Annotated in this window: 11 protein-coding genes; 9 read left to right on the top strand and 2 right to left on the bottom strand. The window is 68.6% G+C overall.

The annotated features are described in order from the left end of the window. Window positions 1-3: 3 nt before the first annotated feature. Both AB0H49_RS03805 and AB0H49_RS03800 read right to left on the bottom strand, forming a co-directional pair. A complete protein-coding gene (locus AB0H49_RS03805; RefSeq protein WP_357246819.1) occupies window positions 4-930 on the bottom strand; it encodes a metallophosphoesterase in 927 nt (308 codons plus the stop codon). Further along, window positions 927-7,325, bottom strand: coding sequence for an SDR family NAD(P)-dependent oxidoreductase (locus AB0H49_RS03800; RefSeq protein ID WP_357246816.1), 6,399 nt, complete (start codon window positions 7,323-7,325; stop codon window positions 927-929). Before AB0H49_RS03800 ends, AB0H49_RS03805 begins: the two co-directional genes overlap by 4 nt. A gap of 446 nt (window positions 7,326-7,771) precedes the next feature. Between AB0H49_RS03800 and AB0H49_RS03795 the strand changes: the two genes are divergently transcribed. The 9 genes from AB0H49_RS03795 (at window position 7,772) to AB0H49_RS03755 (ending at window position 17,822) form a co-directional block, all read left to right on the top strand. Next, the gene (locus AB0H49_RS03795) at window positions 7,772-8,215 is read left to right on the top strand and encodes an SRPBCC family protein (protein WP_355003538.1); all 444 of its coding nucleotides are present in this window, start codon (window positions 7,772-7,774) and stop codon (window positions 8,213-8,215) included. A gap of 34 nt (window positions 8,216-8,249) precedes the next feature. After that, a complete protein-coding gene (locus AB0H49_RS03790; RefSeq protein ID WP_355003539.1) occupies window positions 8,250-8,939 on the top strand; it encodes an ABC transporter ATP-binding protein in 690 nt (229 codons plus the stop codon). Beyond that, window positions 8,936-11,431: an FtsX-like permease family protein gene (locus AB0H49_RS03785; protein WP_357246811.1), complete on the top strand. Its 2,496-nt coding sequence runs from the start codon at window positions 8,936-8,938 to the stop codon at window positions 11,429-11,431. Before AB0H49_RS03790 ends, AB0H49_RS03785 begins: the two co-directional genes overlap by 4 nt. Window positions 11,432-11,449: 18 nt before the next feature. Continuing rightward, on the top strand, window positions 11,450-11,947 hold the full coding sequence (locus tag AB0H49_RS03780; protein ID WP_357246808.1) for a hypothetical protein: 498 nt from the start codon (window positions 11,450-11,452) through the stop codon (window positions 11,945-11,947). Window positions 11,948-12,044: 97 nt separating this feature from the next. Beyond that, the gene (locus tag AB0H49_RS03775) at window positions 12,045-13,541 is read left to right on the top strand and encodes a sulfatase-like hydrolase/transferase (RefSeq protein ID WP_357246805.1); all 1,497 of its coding nucleotides are present in this window, start codon (window positions 12,045-12,047) and stop codon (window positions 13,539-13,541) included. 133 nt (window positions 13,542-13,674) lie between these two features. Continuing rightward, window positions 13,675-14,046 (top strand): hydrogenase maturation nickel metallochaperone HypA, encoded by a 372-nt coding sequence (locus tag AB0H49_RS03770; protein ID WP_355003543.1) that lies wholly within the window; start codon window positions 13,675-13,677, stop codon window positions 14,044-14,046. Beyond that, a complete protein-coding gene (hypB, locus tag AB0H49_RS03765) occupies window positions 14,007-14,876 on the top strand; it encodes a hydrogenase nickel incorporation protein HypB (RefSeq protein ID WP_357246802.1) in 870 nt (289 codons plus the stop codon). Before AB0H49_RS03770 ends, hypB begins: the two co-directional genes overlap by 40 nt. Before the next feature lie 83 nt (window positions 14,877-14,959). Continuing rightward, the gene (locus AB0H49_RS03760; protein ID WP_355003545.1) at window positions 14,960-16,015 is read left to right on the top strand and encodes a hydrogenase expression protein HypE; all 1,056 of its coding nucleotides are present in this window, start codon (window positions 14,960-14,962) and stop codon (window positions 16,013-16,015) included. Between the two features lie 10 nt (window positions 16,016-16,025). Further along, window positions 16,026-17,822 (top strand): nickel-dependent hydrogenase large subunit, encoded by a 1,797-nt coding sequence (locus AB0H49_RS03755; protein WP_357246797.1) that lies wholly within the window; start codon window positions 16,026-16,028, stop codon window positions 17,820-17,822.

The following is a 17,822-nucleotide window of genomic DNA, read 5'->3' as shown; positions in this document are numbered from 1 at the left end:
TCCTCACTTGCCGACCGAAGTACGGCGGGCCATCGAGCGCGCCAGCCGCAAGGCTCGATCGGCGGAGCGCCGACCGAGACGACCGGCCGGACGCGCGAGATCCGCGGGCTCCGGAACGATCTGGCGCAACAGCGGATCGGGCAGACCACGCGTTCGCCATTCGCGCGGATAGCCGACGGAGACCTCCTCGAACCGCACCCCGTCGAAGTAGTCGGTCCTGCGGATGTGCAGGTGCCCGTACACCACGCACCGCACGTTGTAGCGGCGATGCCATTCAGCGGTGAGCTCGGTGCCGCACCACATCGCGAACTCCGCACGCAGCAGCCGCTCGACCGGCCCGCGGATCAGCGGGAAGTGGTTGATCAGCACCAGCGGCACCGCGGGATCGAGGGCGTCGAGCCGGCGACGTGTGTACTCCACGCGCCGTCGGCACCACTGCTCCCGCGACTCGTGCGGCGCGTGGTCGAGCAGCTGCTCGTCCGTCGCCACCGTGCCTCGTGCCTCGGCCAGCGCCAGGCCTTCGTCCTTGGTCCGCGTCCCTCGGGGCAGGAAGGTGTAGTCGTACAGCAGGAACATCGGCGCGAGCACAGCTGGTCCGCCGGGACCGGCCCATACCGGATACCGATCCTCCGGCGTCACCACGTCGATCTCCCGGCAGATCTCGACGAGGCGCCGATATCGTCCCTCGCCGCGCTGCGATACCGGATCGCGCGCGGTGGTCCACAGGTCGTGATTGCCGGGGACCCATACGACTTTCTCGAATCGTTCGCGCAGCGTGGACAGTGCCCGCCGCTGCGCTTCGGGCTTCTCCGCGACGTCGCCCGCCACGATCAACCAGTCACCGCGCGAGGTGGGCCGGATGCGGTCGAGCAGGTCCCGGTTGCCGGGATGACCGAGGTGCAGGTCGCTGACGGCGAGTACTGCGTTCACAGCACCGCGCCACTGACGGCGCCGATCCGGCCGACCGCGGTGGTGAGGCGGCGCAGCAGATCCTCGGGGACCTCGCGGTCCTCGTGCAGCGCCGCCAGCCGATCGAGCAGCATCTCCACCTCGGCGACGATCGGGTCGCTGAGTTCCGCGTCCTGCGGGGTGACCTGTTCGAGCACATGCCTGGCCAGCAGGTTCACCGTCGGATACTGGAAGATCACCGAATTCGCCAGCTTCACACCGGTCATCGCCCTCAGGTGCGCGCCGAGTTCGATGGAGCTGAGCGAGTCGATGCCCAGCTCGGTGAATTCGCGATCCGGCTGTACGGCGTCGGGTGAGGAGTAGCCGAGCACCATCGAGATCGGGGTCTTGAGCAACTCGACCACCACCTCGTGCTGCTCGGCCGGACTCAGGCCCGACAGCCGCTTGGCCAGCTGCGACGCGTCGCCCATCTGCTGGGTGGCACGCGGCCTCGTGTGCAGCAGCGCCCGGAAGAACGGTGGCAGTTCGGCCACCGAGGCGGCCACCCGCAGCAGCGACAGGTCCATCCCGATCGGCAGCACGTTCGGCCTGCCAGTCTGCAGTGCGGCGTCGAACAGTGCGAGTGCCTGACCGGTCGGGATCGGGGTCACGCCCATCCTGCGCAGCCGGGCTCGATCCTTCTCGTCGAGCTTGCCGGTGTTGGAGGTGTCCTCGGACCACCAGCCCCACGCCATCGACGTGGCGGGCAGCCCGCGGTGGTAGCGGTGCCGGGCCAGGGTGTCCAGGAAGACGTTGGCCGCACCGTAGTTGGCTTGACCGGCGTTGCCGAAAGTGCCCGCGGCCGAGGAGAAGAGCACGAACATCGACAGGTCCGCGCCTTCGGTCAGCTCGTGCAGGTACCACGCGCCGCCGGCCTTGGCGCGCAGGACCTTGTCCAGGTGCTCGTCGGTGAGCGCGTCGAAGGTCGCGTCGGCGAGTGCGGCCGCCAGATGGATCACCGCGCCGAGGGGATGGTTGGCGGGCACAGCGTCGAGCACCGCCCGCAAGGCGTCGCGATCACCGGCGTCGCATTGTGCGACGGTGACCCGGGCCCCCGCTTCGGCGAGCTCGGCGACCAGTTCGGCGACCCCTTCGGCCTGCTCCCCGCTGCGGCTGGTCAGGATCAGATGCCTTGCGCCATACGCCGAGACCAGGTGGCGGGCGATGATGGCGCCGATGGTCCCCGTCCCACCGGTGATCAGCACCGTGTCGTCCGGATCGAAGGGCTTCGGCCAGGTGAGCACCACCTTGCCGATGTGCTCGGCCTCGCTGAGATACCGGACGGCGGTCGCGGCATGGCGAACGTCGAAGCGGGTCAGCGGCAAAGGCGCGAGGTCGCCGCGCTCGAACAGGTCGGCGAGCTCGGCGAGCAGACCGGCCAGCGTGTCCACGGCCAGATCGCCCAGCTCGAAGGAGGCGTAGTCGGTTCCGTGCGCGGCGCGCACCTCGTCGGGATCGCGGACGACGTCCCTGGCGATCTCGACGAATCGGCCGGCACCGCCGAGCAATCCGAGGGAATGCTCGGTGAATGTGTCCGGCAGCAGATCGAGTACGACGTCGAAGCCGCCCGCGGCGGCGAACCGCGCGGCGAACCCGTCGGATCGCGAGTCCGCGATCCGGTCGTCGCCGAAGCCCATCCCCCGCAACGCGTCCCACTTCGGCTCGGCCGCGGTGGCGTAGCTGTCCAAGCCCAGATGCGCGGCGATGTTCAGCGCGGCCATGCCGACGCCGCCGGTGGCCGCGTGGACGAGCACCTTCTCCCCGCGGCGGGCGCCCGCGACATCGCGCAACGCGTGCAGCGCCGTCACATAGCCGACCGGCGCGGCGGCCGCCTGCGCGAACGACCACGCGGCGGGTACCGGCGCGAGCAGTCGCTGATCGACGACCGCTGTCGCGGCGATCTCGCCGAACAAGCCGAAAACCCGTGCGCCGGGCGCGAATCGGGTGACGTCCGGCGCCGTCGCGACAACCACGCCCGCCGCTTCGTGCACCAGGCGAGCGGGCCGTCCGGCGGGTGCGTCGAGGCCGGTCAGCGCGACCGGGAAGGACAACCCGGCCGCCCGGACCGAGACGACGACGGTTCCCGGCGCGAGCGCGGAGCCGTCGGGTTCGGCCGACTCGGACAGCGCAATGTCGTCGAGATTGCCGGAAGCCGGGATCTCGAGCCGCCACGGACCGGCCAGCCGAGTCCCCTGCGCCACCGCGGATTCGAGTCCCGAGCGGATCCGGCGGGCGTAGAAGTCGCCGCGGCGCACGGCCAGCTCGGGTTCGTCGGTGTGCAGCGCCGCGGCGATCTGCCCGAGCGAGATCCCGGCTTCGTCCACGTCGATCTGCACGATGCGGTCCTGATACTCGGACTGGGCGCTGCGCACCAGCGCCCAGACGGTCGCGCCGACCATGTCGGAGATGTCCTCGGCGGCGCCGACCGACTGCACGCCGCGCGCGAGGACGACCAGTTTCGTGTCGGTGAAGCGTTCGTCGGCGAGCCACTCCTGCACCAGTTTCAGCACCGCCGCCAGTTCGGTGCGCACCATCTGGTTCAGGTGCGCGCCCGGCTCACCGCCCACGGACGCCGCCATGCGCGGCAGCAGCACGACCTTCGGCGCCGCGGCGCCCGCCGCCATGTCCGCGCGCAACGCGTCGAGATCGGGATACGACGGAAGTTCCGCCTCGCCCGAGATGCCGAGCGGAGGCTCTCCGACGATCACCCATTCACCCTGGGCCGCGGCGAAGTTCACCCGCTGCACGGGAGTGGCCAGCCACTCGACGCCGAACAACGAGTCCTGCCGTTCCGCCAGCCCGCGGGTGGCCAGCTTGCCGACGGACACCGAGCGAACCTGCAGCGTGCCCGCGGCGACCACCTTGCCGGTCGTGTCGGCGAGCACCCACCGCACCCGATCCGCGCCCGCCGGTGTCAGTTTGCAGCGCAGTGCGCGGGCGCCGACGGCACGCAGCTCCACCCGTTCCCACGCGAACGGCAGGGCCAGGCTGCCCGGTTCGGACGGCAGCAGCGCCGCGGAGGCGGCGACGGACTGCATCGCGGCGTCCAACAGCGCCGGATGCAGGCCGTACTTGTCCGCGTCCGGAACCTGCTCGGGCAGCGCGACTTCGGCGAAAACGTCTTCACCGCGCTTCCAGACCGCCTTCATGCCCTGGAAGACCGGACCGTACTGGTAGCCGAGGGCGGCCAGGGTCTGGTACGCGTTCGCGGGCTCGACCACCGACTGCGCGCCGACCGGCGGCCAGAGTTCCAGGCCGGGCGCCTCGGTGTCGTCGGGCTTGCCCGCCGCGCTGAGCTGGCCGTCGGCGTGCAGGCTCCACTCGACCTGCCCCGGCGCCTCGTCGGTGTTCTCCGGCCGCGAGTAGATCGCGACCTTCCTGCGGCCGGATCGCTCGAGCTCGCCGACGGTCAGCTGGAGCTGCACCGCGCCTTCGGCGGGCAGCGTCACCGGCGTGTACATGGTCAGCTTCGCCACCCGCGGGGTGCCGAGCTTGTCGCCCGCGTGCAGGGCCAGTTCGAGCAGCATCGCGCCGGGAACGAGGACGTTGCCGTGCAGCGCGTGATCGGCCAGCCAGCCGTGCGTCGCCAGCGAAAGGCGGGTGCTGAACAGGAATCGGTCGGCGCCGGGGTTCTCGGCGACCGCGCCCAGCAGGGGATGCCCGGCATCGGCCAGACCCAGCCCGCTCGGCTTGCCGCCGCCGGAACCCGCGACGCTCGACAGCCAGTACTTCTGACGCTGAAAGGCGTAGGTGGGCAGGGGAACCGACCGCGCGGCGCCCGCCGGGTAGAGCCGCGACCAGTCGGGCGAGACACCCTTGACGTGGGCTTCGGCGACCGAGGTGAGGAAGCGCTCCATGCCGGCGTCCTCGCGCTTCAGCGAGCCGACGATCAAGCAGGACTCGGCGAACGGCCCGACATGATCGAGCGACTCGTGCACGGCCGAGGTGAGGACCGGATTGACGCTCATCTCGATGAAGGCGTTGTATCCGGACTGGAAGGCAGCCTGCAGTCCCTCGTCGAATTGGACGGGCTCGCGCAGATTGCGGAACCAGTAATCCGGACCCAGGTTCGCGGTGTCCAGCTCGTCGGCGGTCACGGTCGAGAAGAAGCGGATCGGGGCCGAGCGCGGCGAGACCGAGCGCACGGCGGCCTCGAGCTGCTCGCGCAGCGGGTCCACGTGATCGGTGTGCGCGGCGTAGTCGACCGGAATGATCTTGGCGCGCAGACCGTCCCGCTCCGCCGCCGCGACGACTCGCGCGACCGCCTCGGCCCCACCGGCGATCACCGTGGTGGCGGGCGAGTTGATCGCCGCGATATGGATGTCCTCGACGCCGCTCATGAGCTCGCGCACCCGCGCCGCCGGTGCGTTGATCGATGCCATGCCGCCGGACCCGGGAAGCGCGCGCAACGGCTTGCTGCGCATGGTCACGATCCGCGCGGCATCGGCGAGCGAGAGCGCGCCCGCCACATACGCCGCGGCCACCTCGCCCTGCGAATGGCCCAGTACCGCTTCGGGTTCGATGCCGACCGACCGCCACAGCGCCGCCAGCGCCACCATGGTCGCGAACAGCGCGGGCTGCACCACGTCGACACGGTCGAGCGTCGGCGCGCCGTCGACCTCGTTCAGCACATCGGACAACGACCAGTCGACGAACTCGGCGAACGCTTCTTCGCAGGCGCGAATCTCGGCGGCGAACACCGGGGACTCGCGCATCAGCCGCGCGCCCATTCCCGCGTACTGCGCGCCCTGACCGGGAAACACGAAGCACACCCGGCGATCGGGCAGCGACTGCCCACGAATCGGGCCCACCGGTCGGCTTTCCGCCACCGCGGCGAGTCCGGCGAGCGCGTCGACGCGATTGGCGCCGAGCACGACCGCGCGATGCTCGAACGCGGTCCGGGTCGTGCCGAGTGCGTGACCGAGGTCGTGCAGCCCGAACTCGGGATGGTCCTGGATATGGCGGGCGAGCGCGCCCGCCTGGGCGGCCAGGGCTTCCGGCGTCCGGCCCGAGACCGGCAAGACGGCGGTAGGCAACGCCGCGTCGGCGGGTCGCGCCGGTTCGGCGGGCGCGGGCGGGGCCTGTTCGAGAATGACGTGGGCGTTGGTGCCCGCGATGCCGAACGACGACACGCCCGCCCGGCGCGGCCGGTCACGCTCCGGCCAGGCCACGGTCTCGACCGGGACCTCGATGGCGCCGCTCGACCAGTCGACGGCCGAGGTCGGCTCGGCGAAATTGACGGTGCCCGGCACAGCCGCGCGGCGCATGGACTCGACGACCTTGATGACACCCGCCGCACCCGCGGCGGCCTGGGTATGTCCGAAGTTGCCTTTGATCGAGCCGAGCAGCAGCGGCTTGCCGTCCGGGCGCCGCGGGCCGAAAGTGTCGAACAGCGCGGCCAATTCGATCGGATCGCCCACCGGCGTACCGGTGCCGTGCCCCTCGACCATGTCGATGTCGTCCGGCCCGAGACCAGCGTCGGCCAGTGCCGCGCCGATCAGTTTGCGCTGCGCCTCGGTACTCGGGACGGTGAGCCCCTTCGTCGCTCCGTCCTGGTTGATCGCGCCGCCGCGCAGCACGGCGAGCACTTCGTGACCGTTGCGTCGCGCGTCGGAAAGCCGTTCCAGCACAAGGACCGCCACGCCTTCGGACATGCAGAATCCGTCCGCGTCGGCGGAATAGGGCCTGCTTCGGCCTTCCTTGGAGATGGCGCCGTGCTGGCCGAGCGCGTAGAAGCCGGTGAGCGTGGACATGATCGAGACGCCGCCGGCCAGCGCGAGAGAGCATTCGCCGGACTTCAGCGCCCGCGCGGCCAGGTGCATCGCGACCAGCGAGGACGAGCAGGCCGTGTCCACGCTCATCGTCGGGCCTTGCAGGCCGAGGATGTAGGAAACGCGTCCCGACAGCACGCTCTGGCTGACGCCGAGCGACACATAGCCCGGGTCGAGATCCTTTTGTCCTGGAATGAGGTAGGCGTAGTCGCCGCCCATCGCGCCGATGTAGACGCCGGTGTCGCTGCCGCGCAACCGATCGGCGTCGATCCGCGCGTCTTCGATTGCCTGCCAGGCGGTTTCGAGGACCATCCGCTGCTGCGGATCCATCGCCTTCGCCTCGCGTGGGCTGATTCCGAAGAACTCCGGATCGAATTGCCCCGGCTCGTCGATGAATCCGCCCATCGGCGCCATCGCGGCGGCGACCTCGGGCGACGCCATGTCCGCCAGCTCGGTCATCGCCCGGTCACCGGGGAATTTGCTGGAGGTGTGCTTTCCCGCGACCAGGAACTGCCACAAGGATTCTGGCGAATCGATTCCACCAGGCAACCTGCATGCCATTCCCACGATGCCGACAGAATCGTCCGAAAAAGAATCGCGCGTCATAAACGCCCCCGTATCGATAATCCATGCCCTATCGGCACAAGTGAATGAACATGACCCCATGCGAGAGAAGAATCCCGGAAATCTTTCCCCACCACGTCCGGCGCCGGAAAGGGTACCCCCACAGCGTCGGCAAGATCGACGGTCCACGCGTCGGACCCCGATGTCGCGACGAATCTAACACCAGTTTTCGCCGCCCGCAACGGATCCCGGCGACGCTTTCGGCGATAGCTTCGCGCTATTCCATAACGCCTTCATGCCATTAGTTTCTCGTTACTGTTACCGCCAGTCACTAGCACGCTGCGATCCCATATGTAATCCTCGATTCATTCGCGCCGTGAAGCGCCGAGTCCGGGCATGCCCGACGCGTCACGGAGACCGGCGCGTACTGTCACATTGGGGGGCTTCGTATCCCCGCACGCTCGGCGAAATACCTTTGGGAGGGGTTAATGGCCGGCTTCGAGATAACGCAAGAGCTGGACGTCAGCGCCACGCAGATCTACTCGATCATCGCCGACACCGGCACCTGGGGCGATTGGTTCATGATGCACGACGGCTTTTTGGAAGACCCGCCCGAACACATGACCGTGAACTCCACACTCGTGCAGAGCATCCGCATGCTCGGCATGACGCACCGGCTGGAGCTGACCATCACCGCGTTCAAACCGCCTATGCAGCTGGTGTTCTCGGGAAGCAGCCCCGCCGGGGTGTCGTGCGAGTTCAGCTTCGGGATCCAGCGCATCCCCGGCGGCTGCAGCCTGACCATCGCGGGCGATTTCGCGGGCCCGATGGTGAACGGCCAGCTCGGGCAGGTGATCGAGCGGGACGCCAGGCAACTGCTCACCGACTCGATGCACAAGCTCGAGGCGATGACCGGATCGGCGGGCCGATGACACCGGAAGCTGTCGCGGCGGCCGGGAGGTGCGAGTGCTCGCGTTGAGCGACGTCGTCCGTACCTATCACCTCGGCAGCCAGAGCGTGCGCGCACTCGATGGTGTGAGCATGAAAATGGAAGCGGGACAGTTCGTCTCGATCGTCGGCCCGTCCGGCGCTGGCAAGAGCACCCTGCTGCACCTGCTCGGCGCGCTGGATCGCCCGGACGAGGGCTCCATTCGGTTCCGCGACGAGGAGCTCGCGCACCTCGACGACGACCGGCAGTCCCGATTCCGGCGTCACCACGTGGGATTCGTGTTCCAGTTCTTCAATCTGCTTCCGACGCTGTCCGCGTGGGAGAACGTCGCCGTACCGAGACTGCTGGACGGCACCCGGCTGCGCGCCGCCCGCACCCGAGCACTGGAGCTGTTGGATCTCGTCGGCCTCGGCGACCGCGCCGAGCACCGCCCCGCGGAACTGTCCGGCGGCCAGATGCAGCGGGTGGCCCTGGCGCGGGCGCTGATGATGGATCCGCCGCTGATCCTGGCCGACGAACCGACGGGCAATCTGGACTCCAAGACCGGCGCCGACATCCTGGCCTTGCTCGCCGACATCGCGCACGCCGAGGATCGCGCGGTGGCCATGGTCACCCACAATCCGGACGCGGCGGCCGCCACCGACCGGATCATCGGCTTGGCCGACGGCCGCATCGTCACCGACGAACTCGCGGCGGGTTCGCGATGAGGACGGTCGTCGATCGGTGGCGGCTGTTCGGCTTTCGCGAGTTCGCCGTCCACCGCGGCCGCGCCCTCGCGTCGGCGACGGTGACGGCGGTGTCGGCGGCGTTCCTCGTCGCGGTCTTCGGCATCTTCGGTTCGCTGACCGGATCGGTCGATCGGCTCGTCGGCGGCCTGGCCGGCTCCGCGACCCTGGAGGTGTCCGGCATCACCGACACCGGGTTCCCCGCCGCGGTGCACGCCGCTGTCGCCGGAGTCCCGGGTGTCGGCACCGCCGTGCCGATGGTGCGCGACGTCGTTCCCACCCCCGCGGGGGACGTGCTGCTGATCGGCACCGATATGAGCGCCACCGCGCTGGAAAGCGATCTGCAACGGGCGCTGGAAACGCACCTGAACGCCCTCGCCGCCACTCCCAACGGTGTCATCGTCGGCACAGGAGTCGGTGCGGCAGTGGGTGATTCACTCCTGCTGGCCAGTACCGAGGTCACCGTCGCCGGTGTGGTGCGCGACGGAAGGGCGGCGCGTCTCAACGAGGGCCGCTTCGTGCTGGCGGCCTTGCCCGTCGCCCAGCGGGTGACCGGCCGCGCCGACCGCATCGATTCGGTCCTGATCGTTCCCGCCGCCGGAGCGGACGGCGCCGCCGTGCGCGCGGCGGTCGAAGACGCGGTGGACGGCCGCGCCGTGGTGGCCGCGCCGAGCCTGCGAGCGGTGCAGGCGGGCAACGGAATCCGGATACTGCAGTACATGATGCTGATGGGGGCGGCGCTGGCGTTCATCGTGGCCGCGTTCCTCATCTACACCACGGTGACGATGGCGATCGCCCAACGCCGGGCGACCATCTCGATGCTGCGCGCCGTAGGCGGACGCGGGCGGACGCTGGTGGCCGATCTGCTCGTCGAGGCGTTTTTGGTCGGCGCGATCGGCGGCCTGATCGGGTCGGCGCTCGGAGCCGTACTCGGCCGTCTGGCGGTCGGCACCCTGCCCGCGGCGCTCATGCAGTCGGTGGAGGCGCGGACGGTGTACATCCTTCCGCTGTACGCGATTCCGGTCGCGGTCCTCGCCGCGGCCGGTACCAGCGTGGCCGCCTCGGCGGTCGCCGCGCGGCAGGTGTACAAGGTGTCGCCCGTCGAGGCGCTCGCTCCGGTCGGCGCGTCCACCGCGGACCGTATTCCGGCCTGGCTGCGGTGGGGCGCGGCGGTCTCCGCGATCGGGTCGGTGACGATCGCGGTCGGGCTCGCGGTGCTGCGGCTCGGCGAGTTCTTGTGGTCGGGGATCGCGCTGTCGATGTTCTTCGGCGCGAGCGTCACGCTGTGCTTCGCGCTGTCCGAGCAGCTGGTCCGAGCCGCTACCGCGGTGGCACGGCGTCTCGGCCACGCGGGCGAGCTGGCTGCGGCGACGCTCGAGCGCGCGCCGCGGCGGGTCTGGGCGACCCTCATGACGGTCTTCATGGCGGTCGCGGTCACCGTGACCATCACCGGCTCGAACGGGGATCTGCTCGGGTCGGTGCGCGATTCGGTGACACCCGAGGGCGGTGTCGACGTCTGGGTGGCTTCGCACTCGCCCGACCAGCTGCCCACCGGCCCCACGCTGCCGGACGACCTCGCCCCCACGATCGCCGGACTTCCGGGCGTGGCGCGGGTCAGCGAAGGGCAAGTCGCGTACGCGACGCTGGGCGAACACAAGATCGCGCTACACGGACTCGGCGAGAACGCGGCCAGCCCGCTGTTCGACGACCTCGATCCGCGGACCCGCGCCGACATCGTCGCCGGACGCGGCGTCGTGCTCTCCAGGGATCTGAGTCGCACCCTCGAACTCGAGGTCGGTGACGAGCTCACGCTGCGCACGCCGGGCGGAACACAGCGCACCGCAGTGCTGGCCGTCGTGCCGTACTTCACGACCCTGTCCGGCACGGCCGGCATGGGTTCGGCCCAGATGCGGGACTGGTTCGACCGGCCGGGGGCGACCGTTTTGCAGGTCGAGGGCGCCCCGGGGACCGATGCCGACCGGCTTCGCGAGTCGATCCGCGCGGTCACGCCGGATCGGGTGCACGTGTACTCCAGCGAGGAGTCCACCGCGGGCGTCGAAAGCGCCCTCCGGCAGGGCATGGCGGTGAGCAACGCCCTGTGGGTGATCGTCGCGCTCATCGCCGCGATCGCCCTGCTCACCACGCTGACCCTGTCGGTCCTGGAACGCCGCCGCGAGCTCGGTGTGCTGCGAGCGATGGGCTCGAGCCGCAGGCTCACTCTCGGCATGGTGCTGGCCGAGGCGGCGAGCGTCGGGATCGTCGGCGGCGGCCTCGGGCTGTTGTTCGGCATGGCGAGCCAGTACTTCTTCGACCGGCTCAGCGTGGACATCATGAACATCGACGTGGCCTACCGGCCGAGTGCGGCGGCATTGGTCTTCGCGGTCGGCGCGGTCGCGCTGAGCTTGCTCGGCGCCGTCCCACCGGCGATCCGGGCGGCGCGTCTGGACATCATCAAGGCCGTCAACGTCGACTGACGGCCGGAAGGAACGACCATGCGCAGGCAACCATTCCCACGCGCCCGCGTTCTCCTCGTCGCGGCGGCGATCGTCGTTGCGGGATGTGGAGATTCGGGCGGCGACTCCCCCGCCCAGCCCGCCTCCGTCAGCAGGACGCAGCAGGCGAGCGACAAGCCACCGGTGCCGCTGCCGAGCCCGGCCGAACTCAACGCTGGACTCGGCATCGCCTTGAATCCCGCCACACCGGCGGACCAGAAGCTCACCTTCGTGCAGGGGGCGGAGGACGACCCGGATCTGATCGCCCGAGTGACCGAGGCGGCCACGAAGAACGGCGTCACCATGACGGTGACGCAGGTGGAGTACACCGGCGGCGAGACCATGCAGGCCCGAGCGACGTTGTCCGTCAACGGCACACCCGTCGAGGGCCAGTCCGTGATCCCCTTCGTCGCCGAGAACGGCCGCTGGAAACTGCAGAAGGCATGGGCTTGCCAGATGCTCGCCAACGCTCAGACCACCTCCCCCAGCTGCTCCTAGGAGGGCTCGCCGCTGCACCGGGCGCTTGACTGACCTTTCGTTCGTAAGTGAAGATATCGTCAATTGCGTGTGCAGTCGGCGAAAGGTTGTGTCCCACATGCCCGAACGAACGATGGTCGGCCGCCGCGAGGTGCTCGCCATGATGGCCGCGGCGCCCGTGCTGGCGGCCGCGCCCAACCCCCGCGCGGTGGCCGCGCCCTCGTCGCATCGCCCGAACATCCTGGTCGTCATGACCGACCAGGAACGCGCGGACGTCACGTTGCCGCCGGGATTCACCCTGCCCGCACGTGCCCGAATAGCTTCTACGGGAGTGCGTTTCGCCATGCACCACACCCCGACCGCGCCGTGCTCACCCGCCCGGTCGACGTTCTTCACCGGTCGGCAGGCGCCCGTCACCGGCATGCTCGACAATGTTCGCGGCAGCGAGCCGATGGGGGCGCTGCTCGGCGCGATGGAGGTGTTCAGCCCGAACCTCGACACGACCATCCCCACGCTCGGCACGGTTCTGCGCGACGCCGGGTACCGCACCGCCTACATCGGCAAATGGCATCTGTCCGATCCGGTCGGCACGGAGCTCACGGCACTGTCGCGGTACGGGTTCGACGAGGCGCTCGACATCCTGTCCGGCGGCGGGCCGAACGAGGGAATGCACGAGGATCCCGGGGTCGTCGACCATGCGGTGGACTGGCTGCGGCGACGCGCGGGCACTCCCGAGCCGTGGCTGTGCGTGGTGAGCATGGTCAACCCGCACGACATGATGTTCTGCCCGCGCTTCTACCGGCTCGAAGACGTTCCCGACTACGGCGCGGACGTACCGGCGAACTTCGAATCCGACCTGTCGACCAAACCTCGTGTGCAAACCGCTTGGCGCACAGCGAATTCCATTGTCGGCGGCGTGATGCCGGAGGAAACAGCCTCCCCGCTCGCCCAACGGCAGTGGCGGCAGTGGGGCAACTGGTACCTCGAATTGTTGCGCCGCACCGACGAATTGATCGACCGGGTGCTCGGCGCTCTCGACGACAGCGGCGCGGCCGCCGACACGGTCGTGGTCCGGGTCGCCGACCACGGGGAACTCGGTGGCGCGCACGGACTTCGGCAGAAGGGGGCGATGATCTACCGCGAGAACAACCGGGTGCCGCTGGTCATCGCCGACCCGCGCAGTCCCGGCACCCACGGGACGACCGCCACCGGCCTGACCTCGCACGTGGACCTGGTGCCCACCCTCGCCGCGCTGGCCGGAGCCTCCGCACAGGCGCTCGGCCCGGTCGCGGGCCGCGACCTGACGCCGCTGCTGGCCGATCCCGGTCGAACGGTGCGCGAGGCCCTCCTGCTGACCTCCGACGCCAAGTCCAGCGGCGGTCTGCTGCCCGGCGTCGGCTACTGCCTGCGCGGGGCGATCACCTCGCGCTACAGCTTCGCCCGATACTCCACACCGGAGAACCTGTCCGGACCGCGCGCGGAGTTCGAGTACGAGCTCTACGACCGTCAGGAGGACCCGCTCGAGCTGCGCAACCTCGCCCACGCCAGCGGCGCCGCGAACCTGGTCGCGGAGCTGAACGACCTAGTGGATTCCCTCATCGCCCAGGAGTTGTGAGGGCGGCTCACCTATCGATTCGCCGATCCGCCACCCCACCGCAGGTCGAGCGAACGGATTCTCCGATACGACTCCGCCCCATGTGCCACGGAGTAGCCTCGATAAGGGTCATATCCCAAAAGCCGAGGCCACGATGCACGAAATGGCGATAACTCGAAGTGTCGTCGACGCCGTGTGTGAGCATGCGGCGGGACGACGGGTGCACAGCGTCACCGTAGAGGTCGGCGCGCTGTGCGCGATTGTGCCCGAGGCGATGCGGTTCTGCTTCGAGCTGGCGACCGAGGAGACCGTGGCGGACGGCGCCGAGCTGGTCGTGCAGACCGTGCCCGGCGCTGCGATCTGCCGCTCCTGCGGCGCCGAGTTCGCCCTCGTCGACCTGATTCTGCTGTGTCCGTGCGGTAGCGCCGACGTCGAGATCAGGTCCGGGCGGGAGCTTCGAATCCGAACGATGGAAGTGAGCGAACCATGTGCGCGACCTGCGGATGCGGCGACTCGACAGCCATGATCACGGTCCTGCGTGACCACCCGCACGAGCACGACCCCGACCACCGGCACGACCCCGACCACCAGCACGCGCACGGCCACCACCACGGCCACGAGCACGACGACGCGCACGGCCACGAGCACGCGGATCACGTGCACGTGCCGATCACCGAAACGGTGACGTTGGAGCAGAAGGTGCTGGCCAAGAACGACCGGCTGGCCCAGCACAACAGAGAACGGCTGCGGCGCGGCGGCATCGTGGCGCTCAATGTCACCAGCTCGCCGGGAGCCGGTAAGACGACACTGCTCGAGCGGACCATCCGCGATCTCAGCGATCGCCCGGTCGCGGTCGTCGAGGGCGATCAGGAGACGCTGCTCGACGCCCAGCGAATCAAGGCGACGGGGTGCCGGGTCGTGCAGGTCAATACCGGAGCCGGTTGCCATCTCGATGCCGAAATGATGCGGCATGCCCTGGACGAGCTCGATCCCGCGCCGGGCACGCTGCTGTTCATCGAGAATGTCGGCAATTTGGTCTGCCCCGCGCTGTTCGATTTGGGCGAGCTCGCCAAGGTCGTGGTGTTCTCGGTGACCGAGGGCACGGACAAACCGCTGAAATATCCGCACATGTTCGCCGCGGCCGGATTGGTGTTGGTCAACAAAATCGACCTGATTCCCTACGTCGATTTCGATCTGGACCGGTGCGCCGAATACGCGCACTCGATCAATCCCGGCGTGCCGATCATGCCGGTCTCCGCGATCACCGGCGAGGGCTTGCCGAGCTGGTACACATGGCTTTCCGGACAGATGTCGCCGCCGTCGGCGTCCCTTGAGGAAGCCTCCAGCCCCGCCTAGACTGACGTGACGAGTGTCACATTCCGGACGGTTTTCTGAGTCAGAAGCCTGTGCGGCGCTCCAGCTTCGAAAGGTGGCATCTCATGCCGACTAAGGAAGCAGTCAAAGCCGAAGAAACGCTGATCCACGTTCTCTGGATCAACGCCGGCCTCAGTTGTGACGGTGACTCGGTGGCGCTGACTGCCGCCTCCCAGCCCAGCATCGAGGAGATCGCCCTGGGTTCGCTCCCCGGTCTCCCCAAGGTTGCCGTCCATTGGCCGCTGATCGATTTCGAATGCGGTCCCAACGGTGGGGCCGACGATTTCCTGGAATGGTTCTTCCGCGCCGACCGCGGCGAACTCGAACCGTTCGTCCTCGTGGTCGAGGGATCGATCCCCAACGAGCAACTCAAAACCGAGGGTTACTGGTGCGGGTTCGGCAACAACCCCGAGACCGGCCAGCCGATGACGACCAGCGAGTGGCTGGATCGCCTCGCCCCGAAAGCCACCGCCATCGTGGCCGCCGGTACCTGCGCCACCTACGGCGGCATCCACGCCATGGCGGGCAACCCGACCGGGGCGATGGGCGTGCCGGACTACCTCGGCTGGGAGTGGCGGAGCAAGGCCGACATTCCCATCGTCTGTGTGCCGGGGTGCCCGATCCACCCGGACAACCTCTCCGAGACCCTGACCTACTTGCTCTACATGGCCACCGGCCAGGCGCCGATGATCCCGCTCGACGACGCGCTGCGGCCCAAGTGGCTGTTCGCCGCGACCGTCCACGAGGGATGCGATCGCGCCGGGTACTACGAGCAGGGCGACTTCGCCACCGAGTACGGATCGCCGAAGTGCATCGTGAAGCTCGGCTGCTGGGGTCCGGTCGTGAAATGCAATGTGCCCAAGCGCGGTTGGATCAACGGCGTCGGCGGCTGCCCCAACGTCGGCGGTATTTGCATCGGCTGCACCATGCCCGGTTTCCCGGACAAGTTCATGCCGTTCATGGACGAACCGCCCGGCGGCAAATTCTCCTCGGCGGCCTCTGGACTGTACGGGTCGGTGATCCGCAGCCTGCGCTCGGTCACCGGCCGCACCGTGGACAAGGAGCCGCGCTGGCGGCACCGAGGCGAGAAGCTGGAAACCGGCGCGACGCGCACCTGGTAGGAGGACTTCGATGACTCAGATCATTCCGGAGCCGTCACACCGCACGATCGACCCGAACGCCCTCGTGGAGATGGCGTGGGATCCGATCACCCGGATCGTCGGCAGCTTGGGTATCTACACCAAGATCGATTTCGAGAATCAGCAGGTCGTGGAGTGTCACAGCACCTCGTCGATCTTCCGCGGCTACTCGATCTTCATGAAGGGCAAGGATCCGCGCGACGCGCACTTCATCACCAGTCGCATCTGCGGCATCTGCGGCGACAACCACGCCACCTGTTCGTGTTACTGCCAGAACATGGCCTACGGCGTGCAGCCGCCGCACTTGGGCGAGTGGCTGGTCAACCTCGGCGAAGCGGCCGAGTACATGTTCGACCACAACATCTTCCAGGAGAACCTGGTCGGCGTGGACTTCTGCGAGAAGATGGTCTCCGAGACCAATCCCGGCGTACTCGCCCGCGCCGAGCGCACCGAGGCGCCGCACGCGGAAAGCCACGGATACCGGACGATCGCCGACATCATGCGGGCGCTGAACCCGTTCAGCGGCGAGTTCTACCGCGAGGCGCTGCAAGTCAGCCGGTACACCCGCGAGATGTTCTGCCTCATGGAGGGCAGGCACGTGCATCCGTCGACGCTGTATCCGGGCGGTGTCGGCACCGTCGCCACCATCCAGCTGATGACCGACTACATGACGCGTCTGATGCGGTACGTGGAGTTCATGAAGAAGGCCGTGCCGATGCACGACGATCTGTTCGACTTCTTCTACGAGGCACTGCCCGGCTACGACAAGGTCGGTCTGCGCCGCACGTTGCTCGGCTGCTGGGGTTCGTTCCAGGATCCCGAGTTCTGCAACTTCTCCTACAAGGACATGGAGGACTGGGGTCGCAAGATGTTCGTGACTCCCGGTGTGGTGGTGGACGGGAAACTGCTCACGACCAGCCTGGTCGACATCAACCTCGGCATCCGAATCCTGCTGGGCAGTTCGTATTACGACGACTGGACCGACCAGGAGACATTCGTGAAGACCGATCCGCTGGGCAATCCGGTGGATCGGCGCCACCCGTGGAACCAGCACACCAACCCCAAGCCGCAGAAGCGCGACTTGGAGGACAAGTACAGCTGGGTGATGTCGCCGCGCTGGTTCGACGGCACCGACCACTTGGCGCTGGACACCGGCGGCGGACCGCTGGCACGGCTGTGGTCCACGGCGCTGGCCGGCCTGGTCGACATCGGCTACGTGAAGTCGACCGGGCACAGTGTGCAGATCAACCTGCCCAAGACCGCACTGAAGGGGCCGGTCGAACTCGAATGGAAGATTCCGTCCGTCGGTAGCAACACCATCGAACGCGACCGCGCCCGCACCTACTTCCAGGCTTACGCGGCGGCCTGCGCCCTGCACTTCGCCGAGAAGGCCATCGAGGAGATCCGGGCCGGGCACACCAAGACCTGGGAGCCATTCGAGGTGCCCGAGGAGAGCATCGGGTGCGGTTTCACCGAAGCCGTACGCGGCGTCCTCTCCCATCACATGGTGATCAGGGACGGCAAGATCGCCAACTACCACCCGTATCCGCCGACGCCGTGGAACGCCAGCCCGCGCGACAGCTTCGGCACACCGGGCCCCTACGAGGACGCGGTGCAGGGCCAGGCGATCTTCGAGGAGAACAACCGCGAGAATTTCAAGGGCATCGACATCATGCGCACCGTGCGCAGTTTCGATCCGTGCCTGCCGTGCGGCGTGCACATGTATCTCGGCAAGGGAAAGACGCTGGAGAAAGTGCACTCCCCCGCCCAGACGCTGACCCCGGAGTAG

The organism is Nocardia sp. NPDC050713 (genome assembly GCF_040654315.1).
Lineage (GTDB): Bacteria > Actinomycetota > Actinomycetes > Mycobacteriales > Mycobacteriaceae > Nocardia.
This window is presented reverse-complemented; position numbering and strand designations above follow the sequence as displayed.